The organism is Janthinobacterium sp. CG3, from assembly GCF_000344615.1.
Lineage (GTDB): Bacteria > Pseudomonadota > Gammaproteobacteria > Burkholderiales > Burkholderiaceae_D > Janthinobacterium.
Genome location: NZ_KB467824.1, coordinates 3888064 through 3907428, shown reverse-complemented (window position 1 = coordinate 3907428; position 19365 = coordinate 3888064). Strand labels below are relative to the sequence as shown.

The window sequence follows — 19365 nt, the reverse complement described above, 5'->3', positions numbered from 1 at the left end:
TTAATGGCAAGTGCAGCTGCGGCTGCGGATCCAAACCAGGCAGAGCAAGAGCACCACGACTCCCTGCAAGCCCATTTCCAGCCCAATGTATCGGCCGACGAGATCGAGCAGGTATTCCATCTGAAGCGCGCGCAGCCCTTGCTGCAAGTGTTTACCGCGCTGTTCCACGGCGGTTTCGACGGCGTGCTGGTGCGCCTGCTGGTATTGCGCGAGTTGGCGGCCGACACGGCGTCGACGGCCTTCACGCGCCCCGACATCAACCAAAAACTGGCCTACCTGCTGCCGGAAAGCCTGGAAACGGTGCTGATGCGCCTGCGCAGCAACCAGTTGCTGGCCTGGGACGCGCAGCAGGCGGTCTACCGCGTCACGCCGATGGCGCGCAACGTGCTGTCGGCCATCGACGCGCTGCTCAGCCTGGGCCAGTCCGAGGACCAGGCCGAGATGGGCTTCCTGCTGTCGCAGGTGGCCGGCGCCCAGGCGGTCGGCGGCGTCTCGGTCGAGCAGTTGCAGCATCTGCTGGGGCGCCTGATGGACCTGACCGAGGAGTTCGCCGACGCCATCGCCTCCGGCTCCGAGTTCCGCCTGCGCACCGCCCAGGCGAAATGGAATATGGCCTGCGACTGGGTCGAAAAGGGTTCCGAGATCATTATCGCCATCACCGGCGACGAGCACGCCGACTCGGCCACCCACCGCGCCGCCCAGGCCATCGGCCGGGCCCAGAGCACGCTGTTGAACATGCAGGGCATGTTCTCGCGCGCCCTCAACCAGATCGAGCGCCAGCGCGTCCACCTGGGCCAGTCCGGCCTGTCGACCACGGACATCAAGCGCTGGCTGCTGCAGCACGACGACCTGGCCTCGCTGGCCGACGGCGCCATCGACCAGCCGGTGATGCCGCTGTTCTCGACCCCGGCCGAGATGATCGACGTCGCCGAAACCGAGCTGCTGGTCGAGCGCGCCGCCGGCGTCGCCCAGACCGGCCTGCCGACCGGCCAGGACGCGCCGACCACCATCAACGACGCGCCGGCGATGCAGCTGGAGCTGGACGACTGGCTGGCGCGCCTGTCCGACTTCGCCGACCTGGCCAGGCTGCCGGGCCCGGACGGCGCCGCGCCGCGGCCGCTGCCGATCCACGAGGCGCTGCTGCCGGCGACGTTCGCGGTGGCCTCGTACCGCGCCTCGATGCTGCCGCTGCTGGGCGACGCCTCCGAGGCCAGCCTGCAGGGCGCGACCGCCAAGCTGGCGCGCCTGCCGGTGAGCTTCACGCCGACCGACGAGATGATCGAATTGCCGGACCTGCACGTGGCCGCCATGTCGATCGCCTCCCTCTCACTTGATTTGGAAAGCGGCCCGGCCGATGAATGACGACTCACAAATTCTGATTGCGCGCCTGCTGACGCACCACACGCTGCGCCGCGACGACAAGCTGGTCAAGCGCGTGCTGTCGGACGAGCTGTTCCGCGCCGAGATCGACGCGCGCCTGCTGGCCTGCGGCCTGAAGCTGCTCGACAACGTCTACGCCGACCACGTCACGCTGGCGCTGACGCGGGCCATCGAGCCGAAGATTTTCGGCGCCCGCGACGTCTGGCAAAACAATAACTTCGGCCTGGCGCGCGACGGCGTGGCCCTGCTGGTGGTGCTGTGGGCGCAGATCATTCTGCCCAAGCGCGAGCGCCAGGAGACCCACCAGCACGCCGAGGACGACCAGAACGACATGTTCGACAAGGACAAGCCGCTGCCGCGCGCCGAGGACACCTCGATCGGCATTTCGTACAAGGCGCTGCTGTCGGACTTCGGCGACAAGCTGGGCAAGAAAACCCGCATGGACATGAACCTGGGCACGCTGGCCAAGCTCGGTTTCATCGAGCGCCGCGGCGACGTGCTGGTCGAAGGGCCGCTGCTGGACCTGATGATGGACACCGACACGCTCAAGGAGCGCATCATCAACGGCGCCCTGGCCGACGTGTTCAAACGTCCGCTGACGGCGGTGGCGGTGGCGGTGGCCGCGCCGGACGAGCCGCAAGCCGAGCCGCTCGACGTGGCCGAATTGATCGACGCCGGGCCGGCCTTCGAACCGGCCGCGGCGGAATTGGGCGCCGCCGCCCCTACCGATACCCCAACCTAAGAGCCCGCCATGTTTCATATCAAATCGCTCGAACTGGTCCACTGGGATTACTGGCAGCGCATCAAGAACATTCCGCTCGACGCCAAGATCATCACGATCGCCGGCCAGAACGGCTCCGGCAAGACCACCTTGCTCGACGCGCTGCGCACCCTGTTCGGGCTGGACTGCTCGATGGGCCGCACCTACAAGCACTACGCGCGCCACTCCGGCCAGCAGACGGCCTGGTTGCGCGCGGTGGTCGACAACAAGAACGTCGGCAAGCAGTTGTCGAACCGGCCGTTCCGCAGCTCCGGCTTTTTCAGCGACGACGAGGTGACGCTGTTCTGCCAGATCCAAAAGAACGGCGGCGACTGGAAGCGCCAGTACCTGATGCGCCCCGGTAACGTGCAGATCGAGGAAATCCAGGACGCCAACGACTGGCTCGGCGTGGAAAACTACCGCAAGCGCCTGGCCAACGCCGGCCTGTCGCCGGCGATGGCGAAAGTGCTGGCGCTGGAGCAGGGCGAGACCGACAAGCTGTGCGAATACGCGCCGCGGCAACTGCTCGACCTGGTGTTCCAGGTGTTCGGCGACAAGGAGGTGCTGGACGCCTACGACGAGGCCAAGCGCCACCAGCGCGACACCGAGACCGAGTTGAAGCGTTTTGAAAGCGAGCTGGAGGCGTCGAAGACCAACCTGGAGGGTTTGCGCCTGCGCGTGGCCAACTATCACCAGTGGGAAGGCTTGCACAAGGAGCGCCGCAACCTGATCGAGGAAGTGCTGCCTAGTTTGCAGTACCACGAGGCGCGCGAGAAGGCCGGCGCCGCCAGCCGCCAGTTGCGCGACGCCCGCAAGCCGATGGCGCAGGCCGACCAGCAACTGATCGACAAGCGCAACGGCCTGGCCGCGCAAGCGAAGGCGCTGAGCGACGCGCAGCAGCAGGAGACGCTGCTGGAGCAGGAGGCGACCGCGCTGCAAAGCCGCCTGTTGCTCATCAACGGCAAACTGAAGCCGCTCGACAGCCTGCTGGAGCAGCGCGAGCGCCTGCAAAAACTGGCCGCCGAATCGGGCAGCGACATCGCCGAGGTGTCGGCCCAGCTGGAGCAGAAGGAGTCCGAGCTGCTGCGCCAGCGCCAGGCGCGCGAGACGCTGACGACGCGCATCGCCGGCGAGCACGCCACCATCGCCGCCTTGCAGGGCAAGACCGCGATGCCGGAACCGGACGCGGTGCGCGGCATGCGCCGGGCCTTGCGCGACGAGGGCATCGGCCACGCCATGTTGTCGGATATTATCGAAGTCACCGACAGCCGCTGGCAGGGCGCCGTCGAGGGCGTGCTGGGCGGCTTCGCCTCGGTGGTGCTGCTGGAAAAGGCGCGCGACGCCGCCAGCGCCTACCGCCTGGCCGAGAAGGAGCGCTACCGCCACTTCATCGTGCCGGAGCTGGTCACCGCGCCGGTGGTCAAGGACGACAGCCTGCTGTCGGTGGTGCGCTTTTCGGCGAAGGCGCCGGCCTGGTTGATCGACCAGTTGTCGCGCATTTCGCGGGTCGACTCGGTCGAAGCCGGCTTCAAGCTGAGCAACACCGAGGAATGGATCACGCCGGACGCCTACCACCGCGAACGGCGCGGCGGCCGCTCGCTGTTCATCGAGGCGTCGCGCTACCGCTTCGGCCAGGCCGGCCGCACGCAGCGCCTCGAAGCGCTGCAAAAAACGCTGCCGGGGCTGGAGGCGCAGGAGGACAAGCTGACGCTGGCGATCAGCAAGCTGGCGTCGGAAGTGGGCGCCTTGAAGGGCCGCATCGCCGGCGTCGACGCGGCCAAGGAACTGGCCGCGCGCCAGGCCGAGTTCGACGAGGCCGGGCGCAACACCCTGCCGCTGCGGGCCGAGCGCCTGCAAGTGGGTTCGCGCCTGGGCGAACTGCAAACGCTGACGAAGAACGCCACCGTCGCGCGCACCCGCGCCGACACGGTGTGGCAGAACGCGCGCATGGCCTTGTCGGAGGCCGAAGCCGGCCTGCGCCTGGGCCACAAGCGGCAGATCGAGCAGCGCGCCGAACACGCCAAGGCGCTGCTGGAGCTGCGCCGCAACTGGCGCCACCTGGCGAAAAGCTGGCGCCGGCCGGCGCGCCGCGGCGCGCTGGTGGCCGAGCACCAGAACGCCCACCAGGTCGATTTGCGCGTCGCCAGCCTGCAGCACAGCCTGGCGCGCGACGACTGGGAACTGGACGCGACCGTCATCGACCAGCACCACCGCCTGGCCGACCAGTTGAACGGCCGCCAGTCGGAGACCGACGAGCGGCGCTACCAGAACAACCGCGCCATCGAAGCCACCGGCAACGCCCGCGGCGCCTATATCGAGCGGCTGCGCTACACCGTCAAGACCTACAGCCGCAACATCAAGGAGCTGGGCGAACTGGCCGGCATCGAAGTCCACGCCGACCCGGTGCGGTTGGAGAACGACGACGTGCAGTTGTCGCAGGCCGGCCTGCACGTGCGCTTCAAGTTCGACGGCAAAGGGCCGATCGGCATGAACGACGGCGAGGCGTCGGGCGGCCAGCAGGTGATGAAGTCGCTGGTGTTGCTGATTGGCCTGCTGAAGTCCGAGGACGGCTCCGGCGGTTTCGTCTTCATCGACGAACCGTTCGCCCATCTGGACATCCGCAACATCCAGCTGGTCGGCGAGTTCCTCAAAAACACCGAGGCGCAATACCTGATGACGACGCCGCTGACGCACAACACCGACGTCTACGACCCGTCCGAGCTGACCCTCATCACCAGCAAAAAGAAGAAGGACAGCGAGTGGGCGCAGCCGATCTTCGTGCTGCAGCGGCGCCTGCCGGGCGCCGCCAAAGTGGCATAACAGCCAGAATGCCTTTCAATTGAGGCGCCGCCAAAGCAAAACAAAAGCACCGGCATAGGGCCGGGTCAGACGGGGACAGCGTGTCCCCGAGCGTCTGCCCCCGGTTTTACGCCGGTGTTTTTTTGCTTCCATTCCCACTGGACAACCATGGAAAAACCCACCCTCGCGCTGCTGCTGGCATGCGTCGCGCCGGCGTTCAAGAAGATAATCCAAGCGCCAGCGCCAGGCGCGAACGGCCGGACGGCGTCGCGGCGCGGGCCGGTTGCATTTCCTACATCCTCAAAACGGGTAACACCTGGAAGAACGGCAGCGAGGACTTCACCTTGAACGTTCCGGCTAACCCGACCGACGCAAACCGCGCGAGCCCATCCCTATGTATTCGCCAAATTCATGCCGGCGATCTGCCCGAGAATGGCGGCCAGCACGTCGAGCTGCTCCGGCGCCGTGTCTTTCAGCAACTCCTGGCTGATCATGTGCGCGGTCGTGACGGCGTGTTGTAGCAGCGTTTGGCCGGCCTCGGTGATAGCGGCGTAGCCGACGCGGGCGTCGCGCGGGTCGGGCTGGCGCGACACCAGGCCGATTTTTTCCAGCGGCAACAGCGCGCGCGTGACGCCGGACGCGGTCAGCGCCAGGCGTTCGGCGACGTCGACCCGGCGCAGGCGTGCGCCCGGCGCGCGGTTCAGGTGGTACAGCAGCTGGAAGTCGCTGAAGCTGATGCCGTGCAGGTTGCCCAGGGTATTGTCGAGCCGGCGCACCAGCACCGCCTGGGCCCGCGCCAGGCGCAGGCAAAAGTCGAGCGCGCCGTCGGCGGCCTGGGTCTGCGGGGTGGTATGCGTCGCTGTCATCTTATCCAATTCGATTGCCTTGTACGTGGGCGCGCAAGTTTACGTCAATACGCGGCGGCGCTGGCAGGTTTTTGCTCCACCCCTTCATAGGTACGACTGCGCCGAGCCGCGCGGGCACTGCTCCAGGTGCATGGCGAGCAGGGTATCGAGTTCGGCCGCCGCGTCGAAGGCCGGATCGGCCGACGGCTGCACCGTGTCGACCTCCTCGAAGCTGAAGCCGGCCTCGCCATAGCGCTTCCAGTCGGCCTGCAGGTCGGCGTTGTGGTGCTTGCCCAGCTTGAGTTCGAAGCGGTGGCGGTTGATGATGCCGGGCAGGTTGGTGCCGCGCCCGATCAGCGCGCGGCCCGTCGCCAGGTTGCGGATGGCGAACACGCCCATCGCCGGCGGATGCAATTTATAGCCCGATTTCAAGGCCGCGTGGCGGGCCTGGCTCATGCTTGTTCCATCTGCGCGAGCAGGGGGCGGCGAGCGGGTCGCATTGCGCCGCAAAAGTCGAGTTCGGCGTGTGGGTTGCGCGGCGTGTGGGCGCTTGTCATGGTCGTCCTTTTAATTGTTTAATGCTTGAGCGATCAAGTATATGGCAATTATTAGAAAGAGTGGTGGAATTTTTGTTGGCGTGGCGGGTGCGGCTTCGGCGTTGAATGCGTTAAAACCAAGGGCGTAACCCCGCGGGCGAACCCCGGTTCTTCGCCTTTGGTTGATTTTCAGCGTTGCCAGCGCGCATACTGTCGGGCGACGCCCATCCACCTAGAATCACCATGAAAAAAACCGACGACATCGCCCGTCAATATTTGGGCCGGCCCTACGAATCGCTCGACGAGCAATCGCAAAAAGTGGCGCGCCACATCGCCGGGCGCCAGCATATCGCCAAGAACACGGCGCTGGCGTTTGACGAGGCAATCAGCGTCGGCCAGCGCGCCGCCGACGCCGTCGCCAAGTTCGGCGGCTCGTGGACCTTCATCATCCTGTTCGCCGTCGTGCTGGTGTGCTGGGTTGGTTTGAACTCCTACCTGCTGGCGAACATCGGCAAGCACAGCTTCGATCCCTATCCGTATATTCTGCTGAACCTGTTCCTGTCGATGCTCGCGGCGATCCAGGCGCCGATCATGCTGATGTCGCAAAACCGGCAATCCGAAAAGGACCGCTACAACGCCGAGCATGATTACGAGGTCAATTTAAAGGCCGAACTTGAAATCATGCTGTTGCATGAAAAAGTCGATTTGCTGCGCGAGGGGCAGTGGGGCGAGCTGCTGGCGATCCAGAAGGAGCAGTTGCGGCTGCTGGGCTGTTTGATAGAGAAGCGCGGCGGCGCCACTTAGGCAGCCAGCGGTTTCTGGCTGCGGCGCCAGCGCAGCAAGCCATAGCCGTAGGCGGCGTAGTAGGCGGCCAGCAGGCCGAAGCTCAGCAAGGTCACCGGGCTTTGCGCGAAGTCGCCCTGCGGCACCGGCACGGCGACGCGGGTGTTCATGTACAGCTCCATGCCGCGGTACAACACGCGCGCCACGAACAGCATCGACACCAGCATGCCCAGGCGCAGGTTGGGCGTGTAGAAGTAGCCCTTGTCGGTGCTCTCGAAGCGCGTCAGCTTGACGCCCCAGACGCCCAGCCAGGCGCCCGCCAGCGCGCCGGCGCCCAGGCACGATAGCGCCAGCACCTCGCCCTTGGTGGCAACGGCCAGCGCGGCCAGCAGCAGCGGCAGCAGCAGCGTCGCGGCCCAGTGGCGCCACAGTTGCGACGCCTGCCGCCCCATCATGCGCTTCAGGCGCGAATAGATGCGCCAGACCAGCAGCGGAATCAGGACCAGCAGGGCGAGCGTTGTTGTTTCCATCGAGGGTATCCGGGGGCCCGCGGGCGGGCGCAATTAAAACCGCGATTGTAAGCCAGATTGCGGCGCGGCGGCCGGCGCCCGCTTGTCTTGCCGATTGACATTTGCGAGTCCTGAAAGCACTATTCCCATTCCACCCGGCGGCGCGCGGGCCCGCCGCGCCGGCGTTTTAGCGCAACCATAGACTGGACCCCCATGACCACACGTATCCCCTTGCTGCCGCTGACGCTCGGCCTGATGGCGGCCTCGCCGCGGGCCGGCGCCCAAAGTTCCGGCTACCAGGCCCCGCCAGCCGCGCTGCAAGCCATCGTCGACGCGCCGCGGGCGCCGGCCCTGAGCCTGAGCCCGCTGCGCAACCTGGCCGCGATGGTGCAAACGCCGGCGCTGCCGGGCATCAGCGAGGTGGCCCAGCCGGAGCTGAAACTGGCCGGCGTACGCATCAATCCGCGCACCTATTCGCAGAGCCGGTTTTCCTTCGGCAGCGGCCTGGGCCTGCTCGACATCGACACCCAGAAGGAGATCGCGCTGAAGGGCCTGCCGCGCGATCTGCGCGTCGCCGACCTGAGCTGGTCGCCCGACCAGCGCCACCTGGCCTTCAGCCACATCAACCTGGCCGATACGGCCAAGGGCGGCGGCGTCGAGCTGTGGCTGGTCGACATCGCCGCGCGCAGCGCGCGCAAGCTGTCGGCGCAAGCGTTGTCGGCGGTCTACGGGCGCGGCTTCACCTGGATGCCCGACGGTAAAAGCCTGCTGATCAAGCTGAAGCCGGCCAAGCTGGGCAAGGCGCCGCAGGCGAGCGGCGTGCCCGGCGGGCCGAGCCTGCAGGACAGCCAGCCCGGCGGCGGCCAGAAGCAGGTGCGCACCTATCCCGACCTGCTCAAAAGCGCCGACGACGCGCTGCTGTTCGAGCATTACGTGACGGTGCAACTGGCGCAGATCGAACTGTCCGGCCAAACCCGCCTGATCGGCGAACCGGGCCAGTTCGCCGCCGTCGCGGTGGCGCCGGACGGGCGCCACCTGCTGACGATGAGCATCGTGCGGCCGTATTCCTACCTGGTGCCGGCGTCCAGCTTCGGCAAACGCATCGAGGTGCGCGACCTGCAGGGGGCGCTGCTGCACACGGTGGCCAACCGGCCGCTGGAGGAGGGCCTGCCGCCGGGCAACGACGCCGTCAGCGCCGGCGTGCGCGAGGTGTCGTGGCGCGCCGACGCGCCGGCGACGCTGGTCTGGGCCGAGGCGCAGGACGGCGGCGACCCGGCCCGGGCGGTCGAGGTGCGCGACATCGTCTACAGCCAGGCGGCGCCGTTCAAGGCGGCGCCGGCGGTGCTGGCCAAACTCGGCTCGCGCTTCGCCGACATCGCCTGGGGCCGCGGCGACGTCGCGCTGCTCACCGAACACTGGTACAAGACGCGCGCGCTGAAGCGCTGGCGCATCGCCCCGGACCAGCCGCAGGCGCCGGCCGAGCTGCTCTACGCCGGCTCGTCCGAGGACCGCTACAACGACCCCGGCGCGCCGGTGATGCGCGCCAACGGCGCCGGCCAGGCGCTGTTGATGATCGGCCCCGACGCCACCATCCTGCTCGACGGCGCCGGCGCCTCGGCCGACGGCGACCGGCCCTTCATCGACCGCTTCAGCCTGGCCACGAAAAAGACCGAGCGGCTGTTCCAGAGCGCGCCGCCGTATTATGAAAACGTGGTGGCGGTGCTGAACGAGGACGGCACCCGGCTACTGTCGACGCGCGAATCGCCGACCGAGCGGCCGAACTACTATGTGCGCGACCTCAGGCGGAGCGGCGCCGCCCAGCTGACCGCGCTGACCCGCTTCGCCCACCCGACGCCGCAGTTGAAGGACGTGCAGAAGGAGCAGATCCGCTACCAGCGCGCCGACGGCGTCGACCTGACCGCGACGCTGATGCTGCCGCCGGGCTACGACGCCAAGCGCGACGGCCCGCTGCCGCTGCTGATGTGGGCCTACCCGCAGGAGTTCAAGTCGGCCAGCGCGGCCAGCCAGACCACCGGCTCGCCGCACCGCTTCAACGGCGTCAGCTACTGGGGGCCGGCGGCCTTCCTGGCGATGGGTTACGCGGTGCTCGACAACCCCTCGTTCCCGATCGTCGGCAAGGGCGAGGAGGAGCCCAACGACAGCTACCTGCCGCAACTGGTGGCGGACGCCCAGGCGGCGGTCGACGAGGTGGTGCGGCGCGGCGTGGCCGAGCGCCACCGCATCGCCATCGGCGGCCATTCCTACGGCGCCTTCATGACCGGCAACCTGCTGGCGCACACGCGCCTGTTCCGCGCCGGCATCGCCCGCAGCGGCGCCTACAACCGCACCCTGACGCCGTTCGGCTTCCAGTCGGAGGAGCGGCCGTTCTGGCAGGCGCAGCCGGTGTACCAGGCCATGTCGCCGTTCAACAACGCCGACAAGATCAAGGACGCGCTGCTGCTGATCCACGGCGAGCAGGACAACAACTCCGGCACCTTCCCGATCCAGAGCGAGCGCATGTTCCAGGCCATCAAGGGGCTGGGCGGCACCGCGCGCCTGGTCATGCTGCCCAACGAAAGCCACACCTACCGGGCGCGCGAATCGATCATGCACATGCTCTACGAGACCAACAACTGGCTCGACAAATATGTGAAGAACGCCCAGCCCTAAAAGGCAAGGGCGGGCAAGCGCGGGCAAGGGAACACGGGCAAGGGGACAGACCACGATTTTCGAGGAAGTTTCTCGGAAATCGTGGTCTGTCCCCGGTTTGAGGTTCGCCGCTTGCCGCGAACGCGGGCGCGCCGGGGCGACTCATGTTAATGTCATCTTTTCAGCGACAGGAGGATACGCCATGGACCCAGTTGCCATCCACGCCCACCGCGCGCCGGACCCGGCGCCGGTCGACGATCCGGTGCCGGAGCCGCATCCGCACCCGTATCCGGCGCACCCGGTGCCGCAGGACGACCCGGTGCCGGACCCGAACCCCAGTTGAAGGCTCTTTGCCTTGGGTTGGTTGTTAACGGCGCCAGCCCGCAAACTCCGCGCTGGCGACCCTAGTCGAACGCCCAGGTGTACAGTACGTCGAGCGCGTTGTTGGTGCCGGTTTGGAATTGCAAGGTGATGCGCTCGTTGAGCTTGTAGCGTAGTTTCACCAGGCTCGACGCCGAGCTGGCGCCCTGTTCGAAGCTCAGGTAGGCGCGCCGCGAGAGGCGCTTGCCGAGCGTGACGACGGTGTTTTCCAGCCCTTTCGCCGAGCCCGTCCCGCTGCCCTGCGCCTGCGCCAGCCCGACCTCGTCGAGGCCGAAGGTGTTGGCCAGGCGCGATTGCAGGCCGCCGCCGCCGCCGCTGCCGCCGAACAAGGCGCCGGCCGCCGTCGTCAGCAGGCCCAGTTCGTTGCCGGCGGTGCCCTCGGTGCCGTGTCCGAGTACCAGCCAGGCTAGCTTCTCGCTGTCGGGCACGGTTGGCGTCGACACCAGCTTGGCGGTCGGCGCCAGCGCCGTGCCGCGCACCTCGACGCCGGCCTCGACATTGCTCTCGGTCAGCTGCTCGCCCTCGGGGCGCTTGCGCACCGCCAGGATGTTCAGGCCGGGATTGTCGTAGGCGCCGGTGAAGTTCAGCAGGCCGCGTTCGATTTGCAGTTTCTGGCCGTAGGCGGCGTAGGTGCCGCTGGCAACGCGGATGCTGCCGACCACGCGCGGCGCGCGCCGGTCCTGCACGCGCAGGTGCACGCTGCCGGCCAGTTGCGCGTCGAGTCCCTTGCCGCGCAGGTAGAAGGCGTCGCCCAGGTCGGCCTCCAGGTCGATGTTCAGCGGCAGCGTCGGCGCCGCCTTGGCGCCGCCTTTCGCCGCGTTCTTGCCCAGCACGATCACGTCCTCGCTCTGGGTCGGCGCGTCCTGCCCGGCCAGTTCGATCAGCGCGCGGTCGGCTTTGAATTTGCCTTCCAGGCGGAAGCGTTTCTGGTCGCGCAGCAGCGTGCTGTGGCCGCTCAGCACCAGGGTGCGGTCGGGCCGCGCCAGCGCCTGCAACTTGTCGGCCACGAGTTTCAATTCCATGCTGGCCTCGGCGTTGGCGAAACGCACCCAGCCGTCGGCGCGGACCTTGCCGTCGCCGCCGTCAAAGCTCAGGCGCTGCAACTGCAACTGGTCGCCGGCCAACTTGGCCTGCAATACGCCGTTGCGCAGCTTCAAGCCCTGGTCGGCCCAGTTCAGCGTCAGCTGGTCGCCGTTGACGTCGCCGTTCAGCAAGGGCGCGCCGATGCTGCCGGTGCCGCTCACCGCCAGTTTCAGGGCGCCGTCCAACTCCAGCCCCGGCTGCCCCGCCAGCGGCGCCAGCCAGGCCAGCGACGCCATGTTGGCGCTGCCGCTCAGGGTCAAGGCGCTGTCGGCGCCGATGCGCCCCTGCAGCATGCGCGCGCTGCCGTCCAGGCGGGCCTGGCCGGCGCGGCTGCCGTCGAGCGCCAGTTGCAGGCGCAGCGTGTTCGCCTGCACGTCGACGCGGGCGTCGAGGGTGCGCAGGCCGAGCGCCAGCGGCACGTCGGCGCCGACGCTGACGTCGCCTTTTTCGCGGAACACGTGCACCATGCCGGCGATGACCGGTTCCGGCGCCGCCGGCGTCGCCGCCAGCAGGTTCAGCGACCATTGCGCGCCCAGCGTCAGGTCGCCCTTGGCGTTGTCGCGCAGGGTCGGCGACAGTTGCGCCAGGTAGGTCAGCGGCACGCCGGCGGCCACGCCGGCGCTGCGCCAGCGGGCGCCGGCCTTGTCCAGGCTTTGCAGGCTGACGCTGCCGCCCGGCAGTTGCAGCACGGCGTTCGACAGCGCGAGCTGTTCCGGGCGCAGCAGGCCGGCGACGCCGGCGTCGGCCGGGCCGGCCAGGCGCAGCGGCGCCGGCGCCTGCAGCGTGAGGGCGAAGCGGCCGCGGTTTTGCAGCGCCTCGACGACGCCGTTCCAGGCGCCGGCGGCGTAGCCGCCCTTGACGCGGGCGGCGGCGTCGAAGTCGTCGCCGCGGGCCGCCAATTGCAAGGTGTGCGCGGCGCGGGTGCCGTTCGTTTGCAGGCGCGCGCTGGCCACGTTCAGGCCCGGGCCGCTGTACTCGGTCAGCACGACGTCGCTGACCAGCGGGTCGGCGGCGCCCTGGCCGGCGCCGACGTTGGCGCTGGCGCGCAGGCTTTTAATGTGGTGTTCGCCGAGCAGGCGCAGGTTGGCGCCGGCCAGCGTGGCGTTGAGCGCCGGCGCCGCCAGGGTGCCCGACAGCGCGCCGGCGCCGCGCAGCTCGCCGCTCAATTGCACGCCCAGTTCGGCCAGCTTGGGCGCGTCGAGTTTCCATTCGAGCCGGTCGCTGGCGGCGCCGAAGCTGCCGTTGGCCTGCATGCGGTTGGCGCCCAGGCGCAGGTCGAGGTCGGCGCGCTCGAGCCGCTTGGCGTTGGCGCTGAGCTTGGCGTGGCCCGCCAGCGGCGCGTTCGCCAAGGTCGATGCTTGCAGCGCCAGGTCCAGCGCCAGGCGCCAGTCGGCGCCGAGCCGGCCGCCGCCGTTGAAGTCGGCGTTGACGCTGCCGACCGGGTAGGCGCCGAACGCGGCCGGGTTGAAGCGCAGCGCGCTGCCGCGCAGGTTCAGTTCCGGCGTGCGCCGCGGCCCGGCCAGCGCTACGTCGCCGCTGGCGTGCAGCACGCTGTCGGCCAGCGGGCGTTTGGCGCGGGCCAGGCCGAGGCCCCTGGCGTCGGCGACGAAGCTGCTGCGCGGCGCCGCCATCGTGCCCTGGATGACGCCGTTGGCCGTCAGCGCGCCGAGCAGTTCGCCGCTGGCGGCCGAGAGTTGTTTGGCGTCGACGTGCCAGGCCAGGGTTTCGCCGGGGGCGCCGAAATCGCCGCGCAGCGCGAGCGTGTTCCGGCCCAGCGCCAGCGTGGCGTCGACGCCGCTGACGTGCTTGGCGTCGGCGCTGAGCTTGCCGGCGCCGCTCAGCGCCTGGTTCAGCAGGCGGCTCGGGCGCAGCGCGAAGTCGCCGTTGAGCAACCACTGCGGCGCGGCGTGGCCGGCCAGGCGCACGTCGACGTTCAGGTCGGCTTGCGGGTAGGCGCCGAAATCGGCCGGGTTGAAGCGGCTGGCGCTGGCGCTGGCCTTGAATGCGCGTTGCTCCTTCAGGCTGGCCTGGCCGCTCAGCGTGACGCTGCCCTTGCCGGCCTGCAGGCGCGCCCGCTGCACCTGCAGCAGCAAGTCGGCCAGGCTGGCCTGCACGTCCAGCCGCAGGCCGTCCTGCGCCAGCAGCGCTGTCAGCGTCAGCGTCTTGCCGGCGCTGGCGAGCTGGATGTCGCCGGCGATCTTGGTGCTGTTGATGCGGCCGTGGATCGCCTTCAGGTCGATGCGGTCGGTGTGCAGCGTGAACGTGGCGCTGCCGACCGGCGCCTCGGGGCCGCTGCGCTCGACCGTGCCGGCGCCGCTGAACTTGCCGGCGGCGCCGAAGTCGAGCAGCGCCGCGTCGATGCTGGTGGCGGTCAGGCTGCCGCCGACCTGGGCGCTGACGGCGCGCAGCGGCAGGCGGCCCTGGTCGAGCGGGCCGGGCGCGGCCTGGTTAATGATGGCCAACCTGCCCGACACGGCCTGGTCGGCGCCGACCTTGGCCCTCAGTTCCAGGCGCAGGTCGGCCTGCGGCAGGTCCGGGTTGTAGCGGCCCGGGTTGATGCCGCGGCCGTTGATGTTGGCCGCGCGCAGTATCACCGGTTCGAACGGCGCCAGGCTCAACGCGGCGTCGACGCTGGCCGGGCCGGCGCTGCCGCTGGCGTTCAGCGCCAGCAGGGCCAGGTTGCCGCCCAGCTTGGCGTCCAGTTGCGCCGGTTTTTCGCCGGCGGCCGCGGCCGCCTGGATCAGGCTGGCCGCGCCGGCCAGCGCGAACGGGCGCGCGGCGCCGATGCTGGCGCTGGCGGCGGCGTTGCCCCAGGGCGTGGCGGCGCTGGCGTCTTGCAGGCGCCAGCCGCTTTTGTCGCCGGCCAGTTTGAAGCGGACGGCGGAAATGACGGTGGCGGCGCCGCCGGCGCCGACAATGCTGAGGCGTGCGACGCGGGCGTCGGCGATGCCGAGCTGGAACGGCGGCGCCACGCTCGCCGGCATCACCGGCGGCGTCGCCGGGCCGACGCTTTGCAGCGCCAGGCTACCCACGCTCAGTTCGCTGATGGCGATGCCTTCGGAGAAGTACTGCAGCGGCGACCAGTTGATGTCGACGTTGTCGGCGCTGATGTGCCGGGTCGGGCTGCGGTAGTCGACGTGGCCCAGGTGCATTTTGTTATACAGCGAGCCGGACACGCCGGTGACGACGATCTGGCCGCCGCTGGCGCTGGCGAGCTTGCGCACCAGCGTTTGCAGCGTCGCTTCGCGCCCGAGCAGCCACAGCGCGCCGGCCAGCAGCGCGGCCACGGCGGCCAGGCCGATCAGGAAATAGCGCAGCGCGCGGCGGCGGCGCGGCGCGATGGCGGGCGGGGTGGTGGCGTCGGACATCAGAAGGTGAATCCCAAAGAGAAGTGCAGGCGGTATTTCTGGATCGCATGGCCGTAGGCGGCGTCGACGTTGATCGGGCCGACCGGGCTTTTATAGCGCACGCCGAGGCCGTAGCCGGACTTCGGGTGCAGCTGCTTGACGCTGTCGGCGGCGTTGCCGGCGTCGTAGAAGAGCGCCGCGCCCCAGGTCGGCGTAAGCCAGTGCTGGTACTCGGCGCCGGCGGTGGCCAGGTAGCGCCCGCCGACGGTGGCCTGGCCCTCCTGCACGCCGAGCTCGCGGTAGGCGTAGCCGCGCACCGACTGGTCGCCGCCGGCGCGGAACAGGTACACCGCCGGCACGCCGGGTTTTTCCTTCGAGGCCAGCACGCCGGCCTCGCCGCGCAGGATCAGCGTGCCGCTCTTGCCGAGCGGCTGGTAGTAGACGAACTTGGCGCTGCCGCGGACGAACAATTCGTCCGTCAGCAGCGGCAGCGGCGCGCCGCCCAACTGGGCGTTGACGACGTAGCCGCTGGTCGGGAACAGCAGGTTGTCGAGCTGGCGCTTGGTCAGGCTGTAGGTCAGCGGCAAACTCTTACTCTGGCTGGCCGCGGCGCCCGCGACAGTCTTGTTTTCGTTGAGGAACTCCAGCGTGATGCTGCGTTCCAGCAGCGGCGTGCCCCAGGCGCGCTTGGCCGCCAGCGTCTCGATGCGCGTGGTTTCGTTCTCGATGTCGCTGCGCTCGAACGAGGCGCCGATGCTGTCGTTGTAGCCTTCCGGCGTGGTGGGAAAGTAGAAGTCGCCGCGCGCGGTCTGCTTCTTGGTCTCCAAGGTCAGCGCGCTCTTGAATTTCAAGCCCAGCAGGTTCAGGTCGTCGTAGTTCAACTGGGCGCGGTTACCGGTGTTGGTGCTGTAACCGACGCCGGCGCTGACGTTCTTGCGCTTGTTCTCGACGACGCGCACCACCAGCGGCACCGGCTCGACGGTGGCGGCGGGGGCGGCCTTGGCGGCGCCCGGTTGGGCCTCCTCGGCGGCGTCGATTTGCTCGTTCAACAGGCCCGACAGGTCGGCGCTGACTTCGACCGCACTGAAGTAACCGGTATCTTGCAGGCGCGACTGCAAGGCTTGCAGCGCCGCCTCGCTGTAATAGGCGCCCGGCTCGATCTGGTTCAAGTTGCGCACGATCGTCTCCGGGTAGCGCCGCAAGCCTTCGATGCGCAGCGCGCCGAAGCGCAGCTCCGGGCCGCTGTCGAGCACCACGCGCAGCTCGGCGCGGTGGCTGTCGGGGTCGACCGTGGCCAGCGTTTCGCTCAGTTGCGCGCGCGGGTAGCGGGTCTGCACCACCTGGCGCAGCAGGTTGCGCTTGGCCGCCTCCCAGTCGGCCTGGCGGAACCGCGCGCCCTCGTGCAGCCGCCAGGCGGCGCGCAGCGCCCGCGTGTTGAATCGTGCTTCGCCGTCCCGCGCCGGGGCGTCGAAGCCGCGCAGTTCCAGCTCGACCTTGCCCACCAGCACCGGTTCGCCCGGCTCGACGCTGACCACCACGGTGGGCGTGGCGGCGTCGGCGTCGAGGCGCGCGCTCACCTGCGGCGTGTAAAAGCCGGCGGTGGCCAGCAGCGCCTTGACTTGCTCCGGCGCGGCGCGCACCAGGCGCTGCAACTGCTCGCGGTCGATGCGGGCGTTGCCCTGGAAGCGCAGCAGGTCGAGGTTTTTTTCGAGCAGGGCGTCGAGCGGCGCCGGCGCGACGATTTTCACCTCGTACCGCACCGCGGCGGCGACGGCCGTCTCGGCCGCCGTGGCGTCGGCGGCGCGCGCCGCCGACGCCAGCGTGGCGGCGCCGGCGGCGACCAAGGCGGCCCGCCCCATTGCTTTTACCAGCGCTTGTGCCAAAATTCGTGATCGCGCCGGTTTGCCGGCTGGTACGGGTATTGCGGGAAACATGGGACTCCAGGAGGGTAATTGCTCCCCGCATGTTACCGGAATAGGCATATAGATGGCGGACGAATAAGATTTCACGCGGCGCCGGCCGGCGCGCGGCGCCGCGCCCACGCAACACTCAAGAATTAAAGAAAGAAAACTATGCTTGCAACTGATACCGCCCTGGTGCTGTTTAGCGGTGGCCAAGACTCCACCACCTGCCTGGCCTGGGCCCTGGAACACTATGCGCGGGTCGAAACGATCGGCTTCGACTACGGCCAGCGCCACGCCATCGAACTGACGGTGCGCCCGACGGTGCTGGCGCGGATGCGCGCCGCGTCGCCGCGGTGGGACGGCCGGCTGGGCCAGGACCACATGATCGACCTGTCGCTGATCGCCGCCATCTCCGACACGGCGCTGACGCAGAACGTCGAAATCGCGATGCAGGCGAACGGCTTGCCGAACACCTTCGTGCCGGGCCGCAACCTGCTGTTCATGACGGTGGCGGCCACGGTGGCCTACCGGCGCGGCCTGACGGTGCTGGTCGGCGGCATGTGCGAGACCGACTTCTCCGGCTACCCGGATTGCCGCGACGATACGATGAAGGCGCTGCAGGTGGCGTTGAACCTGGGCATGGCGACCCGGCTGAAGGTGGAAACCCCGCTGATGTGGCTGGACAAGTGCCAGACCTGGGAGCTGGCGGAAAAGCTGGGCGGCGCGGCGCTGGTCGACCTGATCCGCAGCGGCACCCACACCTGCTACCTGGGCGAGCGCGGCGAGCTGCACGACTGGGGCTACGGCTGCGGCGGCTGCCCGGCGTGCGAGCTGCGCGCGCGCGGCTACCGGCAGTACGCGGCGCTGCCGGCGCCGGCGGCCTGAGCCGGTGCCTCGGTCTGCGGGCCTTCGCGCAGCAGGTCGGCGAAGGCGGCGATCTTGCCCTGCGGCGCGCCGCGGCGGGAAATGAGCAGCGTGCGCGCGCTGTGGAAGCGTCCGCCCAAGGCGTGCACGGAAAGGTAGGCCGTCTCGGTGTAGGTCGCCAGTACCGAGCGCGGCATCAACGCCACGCCCATGCCGGCGGCGCAACAGCCGAGTATCGCGTGGTAGGAGCCCAGCTCGATGATCTGCTCCGGCACCACGGCGGCGTCGGCGCACCAGTCCTCCAGCCGCTGCCGATGCGGGCAGCCCGGCTCGAAGGCCAGCAGTATTCTCTTGTCCAGATCGCGCGCCGAACGGATAGGCGCCTGCCCGGCCGGGCCGACGAGCACCAGTTCCTCGGTGAACGCGGGCAGGCGGTCGAGGCGCTCGTCTGCCACCGGTTCGACCACCAGGGCCGCGTCGAGCTCGCCGGCCGGCACCTGGCCGGCCAAGGTGCGCGGCAGGCCGGTGCGCAGGTCGACGGCCAGCGCCGGATGGCGCCGCTGCAGCGCCGCCAGCAGCGCCGGCAGGCGCGCCGCGGCGGTGCTTTCCATGCATCCAAGGCGCAGCCGTCCGCGCGGCGAAGTGTCGTGGACCGCCTCGTGCGCCTCTTGTGCCAGCGCCAGCAAGCGCCGGGCGTAGTCGAGCAGGACCTTGCCGGCGGGCGTCAGTTGCAAACGCTTTTTTTTGCGCAGGAACAGGGCGGCGCCGATATCGTCCTCGAGGTTCTTGACGCGGGTCGAGATGTTCGACGGCACCCGGTGCAGGATCGCGGCGGCGCGGGTGATGCCGCCGGCCGTCGCTACCGCCTCTCTTCCAGGAGTACCGGGTGCAAATTTGCCAGGTCCAGCGCGATAGCGCCGAGCGGCGCTGACGGCCGCCGCCAGGCGCTTGCCTGCTTACTTCTTGCGCACGATTTCCTGAAGTAAAACAAAGGCTTCGTGCTGGATCGCCGGCTGCGCGGCGGCCAGGGCCTTGTCGGCCGCCACGTAGGCCGGGCGCTTGAGGTCGGCCTTCTCGGCCGGGGTTGGCGTCGGCGCCCCTTCGGGGTACAGGCTGGCGCCGCTGTTATAAGTTTGGAACAGCGCGCGCTTGCCATAGGCGCTGCCATAGAAGCGCGTCATTTCGGTCGCGGTCGCGCTCGACACGAGGCGCGCCACCGGCCCGGCCAGGCGCCGGTAGATCTCTTCGGCCGGCACTTTGGCCAGCTTGTCGTACACCGCCTGGCGTTGCCGCGGGTTGGCGTAGTTGCTGGCGCCGGCGGTCGCGCGCATCATTTTTTCCGCCTGCATCGCGGCCAGCAGCGCGTGCACGGCGGCGATGTGGGCGGCGTCGGGGGCGGCGGCGGCGGCCGGCGCCGCTGCGGCGGTGGCGGCGCCGGACCACGGCGACACGGCGAATAAACCGGCCAGGGCCAGCGCTGTGATTGTTTTCATCAGGTACTCCAGTGGGTTGGCGCGGCGCGATC

At 69.1% G+C, this 19365-nt stretch carries 14 protein-coding genes; 7 read left to right on the top strand and 7 right to left on the bottom strand.

The annotated features are described in order from the left end of the window. The first annotated feature begins 3 nt into the window (after positions 1 to 3). Genes JANGC3_RS0117220 through JANGC3_RS0117210 form a run of 3 tightly spaced genes read left to right on the top strand, consistent with a single transcriptional unit; the run spans position 4 to position 4960 of the window. Positions 4 to 1362 carry a hypothetical protein gene (locus JANGC3_RS0117220; protein ID WP_085945298.1) on the top strand — a complete coding sequence of 453 codons (1359 nt, stop codon included), beginning with the start codon at positions 4 to 6 and terminating at the stop codon, positions 1360 to 1362. Next, positions 1355 to 2122, top strand: a complete 768-nt coding sequence (locus tag JANGC3_RS0117215) for a hypothetical protein (RefSeq protein WP_017877733.1) — start codon at positions 1355 to 1357, stop codon at positions 2120 to 2122. The genes JANGC3_RS0117220 and JANGC3_RS0117215 overlap by 8 nt, the downstream gene beginning before the upstream one ends. Positions 2123 to 2131: 9 nt before the next feature. Beyond that, positions 2132 to 4960, top strand: a complete 2829-nt coding sequence (locus tag JANGC3_RS0117210) for an ATP-binding protein (protein WP_017877732.1) — start codon at positions 2132 to 2134, stop codon at positions 4958 to 4960. 371 nt (positions 4961 to 5331) lie between these two features. Here JANGC3_RS0117210 and JANGC3_RS0117205 read toward each other — a convergent pair whose 3' ends face one another. Both JANGC3_RS0117205 and JANGC3_RS0117200 read right to left on the bottom strand, forming a co-directional pair. Next, a complete protein-coding gene (locus JANGC3_RS0117205; protein ID WP_017877731.1) occupies positions 5332 to 5805 on the bottom strand; it encodes a MarR family winged helix-turn-helix transcriptional regulator in 474 nt (157 codons plus the stop codon). A gap of 84 nt (positions 5806 to 5889) precedes the next feature. Beyond that, on the bottom strand, positions 5890 to 6240 hold the full coding sequence (locus JANGC3_RS0117200) for a GIY-YIG nuclease family protein (protein ID WP_017877730.1): 351 nt from the start codon (positions 6238 to 6240) through the stop codon (positions 5890 to 5892). Between the two features lie 323 nt (positions 6241 to 6563). Here JANGC3_RS0117200 and JANGC3_RS0117195 point away from each other — a divergent pair, with 323 nt between their 5' ends. Further along, positions 6564 to 7124, top strand: coding sequence for a DUF1003 domain-containing protein (locus tag JANGC3_RS0117195; RefSeq protein ID WP_017877729.1), 561 nt, complete (start codon positions 6564 to 6566; stop codon positions 7122 to 7124). On the opposite strand, the gene JANGC3_RS0117190 is transcribed toward JANGC3_RS0117195, so the two are convergent. Next, positions 7121 to 7633 carry a hypothetical protein gene (locus tag JANGC3_RS0117190; protein ID WP_017877728.1) on the bottom strand — a complete coding sequence of 171 codons (513 nt, stop codon included), beginning with the start codon at positions 7631 to 7633 and terminating at the stop codon, positions 7121 to 7123. The two genes, JANGC3_RS0117195 and JANGC3_RS0117190, sit on opposite strands and share 4 nt — an antisense overlap. Before the next feature lie 192 nt (positions 7634 to 7825). Here JANGC3_RS0117190 and JANGC3_RS0117185 point away from each other — a divergent pair, with 192 nt between their 5' ends. Both JANGC3_RS0117185 and JANGC3_RS33315 read left to right on the top strand, forming a co-directional pair. Next, positions 7826 to 10282, top strand: a complete 2457-nt coding sequence (locus JANGC3_RS0117185; protein WP_035787784.1) for a S9 family peptidase — start codon at positions 7826 to 7828, stop codon at positions 10280 to 10282. Between the two features lie 181 nt (positions 10283 to 10463). Next, a complete protein-coding gene (locus JANGC3_RS33315; RefSeq protein ID WP_017877726.1) occupies positions 10464 to 10604 on the top strand; it encodes a hypothetical protein in 141 nt (46 codons plus the stop codon). A 61-nt stretch (positions 10605 to 10665) separates the two neighbouring features. Here the strand turns inward: JANGC3_RS33315 and JANGC3_RS0117175 are convergent, their stop codons facing one another. Both JANGC3_RS0117175 and JANGC3_RS0117170 read right to left on the bottom strand, forming a co-directional pair. Next, entirely contained in the window at positions 10666 to 15093 is a 4428-nt protein-coding gene (locus JANGC3_RS0117175; protein WP_017877725.1) for a translocation/assembly module TamB domain-containing protein, read from the bottom strand. Then, positions 15093 to 16931: an autotransporter assembly complex protein TamA gene (locus JANGC3_RS0117170; RefSeq protein ID WP_017877724.1), complete on the bottom strand. Its 1839-nt coding sequence runs from the start codon at positions 16929 to 16931 to the stop codon at positions 15093 to 15095. The genes JANGC3_RS0117175 and JANGC3_RS0117170 overlap by 1 nt, the downstream gene beginning before the upstream one ends. A gap of 213 nt (positions 16932 to 17144) precedes the next feature. Here JANGC3_RS0117170 and queC point away from each other — a divergent pair, with 213 nt between their 5' ends. Continuing rightward, positions 17145 to 17861, top strand: a complete 717-nt coding sequence (gene queC / locus JANGC3_RS0117165; RefSeq protein WP_017877723.1) for a 7-cyano-7-deazaguanine synthase QueC — start codon at positions 17145 to 17147, stop codon at positions 17859 to 17861. Here the strand turns inward: queC and JANGC3_RS29540 are convergent. Both JANGC3_RS29540 and JANGC3_RS29535 read right to left on the bottom strand, forming a co-directional pair. Next, positions 17822 to 18784, bottom strand: a complete 963-nt coding sequence (locus JANGC3_RS29540) for a LysR substrate-binding domain-containing protein (RefSeq protein WP_081611894.1) — start codon at positions 18782 to 18784, stop codon at positions 17822 to 17824. The two genes, queC and JANGC3_RS29540, sit on opposite strands and share 40 nt — an antisense overlap. Before the next feature lie 12 nt (positions 18785 to 18796). Continuing rightward, positions 18797 to 19333, bottom strand: a complete 537-nt coding sequence (locus tag JANGC3_RS29535) for a hypothetical protein (RefSeq protein ID WP_017877721.1) — start codon at positions 19331 to 19333, stop codon at positions 18797 to 18799. Positions 19334 to 19365: the final 32 nt, after the last annotated feature.

Coding starts and splice junctions, on each gene's coding strand:
- JANGC3_RS0117220 (WP_085945298.1), top strand. CDS start 4: ATGGCAAGTGCAGCTGCGGCTGCGGATCCAAACCAGGCAGAGCAAGAG.
- JANGC3_RS0117215 (WP_017877733.1), top strand. CDS start 1,355: ATGAATGACGACTCACAAATTCTGATTGCGCGCCTGCTGACGCACCAC.
- JANGC3_RS0117210 (WP_017877732.1), top strand. CDS start 2,132: ATGTTTCATATCAAATCGCTCGAACTGGTCCACTGGGATTACTGGCAG.
- JANGC3_RS0117205 (WP_017877731.1), bottom strand. CDS start 5,805: ATGACAGCGACGCATACCACCCCGCAGACCCAGGCCGCCGACGGCGCG.
- JANGC3_RS0117200 (WP_017877730.1), bottom strand. CDS start 6,240: ATGAGCCAGGCCCGCCACGCGGCCTTGAAATCGGGCTATAAATTGCAT.
- JANGC3_RS0117195 (WP_017877729.1), top strand. CDS start 6,564: ATGAAAAAAACCGACGACATCGCCCGTCAATATTTGGGCCGGCCCTAC.
- JANGC3_RS0117190 (WP_017877728.1), bottom strand. CDS start 7,633: ATGGAAACAACAACGCTCGCCCTGCTGGTCCTGATTCCGCTGCTGGTC.
- JANGC3_RS0117185 (WP_035787784.1), top strand. CDS start 7,826: ATGACCACACGTATCCCCTTGCTGCCGCTGACGCTCGGCCTGATGGCG.
- JANGC3_RS33315 (WP_017877726.1), top strand. CDS start 10,464: ATGGACCCAGTTGCCATCCACGCCCACCGCGCGCCGGACCCGGCGCCG.
- JANGC3_RS0117175 (WP_017877725.1), bottom strand. CDS start 15,093: ATGTCCGACGCCACCACCCCGCCCGCCATCGCGCCGCGCCGCCGCCGC.
- JANGC3_RS0117170 (WP_017877724.1), bottom strand. CDS start 16,931: ATGGGGCGGGCCGCCTTGGTCGCCGCCGGCGCCGCCACGCTGGCGTCG.
- queC (WP_017877723.1), top strand. CDS start 17,145: ATGCTTGCAACTGATACCGCCCTGGTGCTGTTTAGCGGTGGCCAAGAC.
- JANGC3_RS29535 (WP_017877721.1), bottom strand. CDS start 19,333: ATGAAAACAATCACAGCGCTGGCCCTGGCCGGTTTATTCGCCGTGTCG.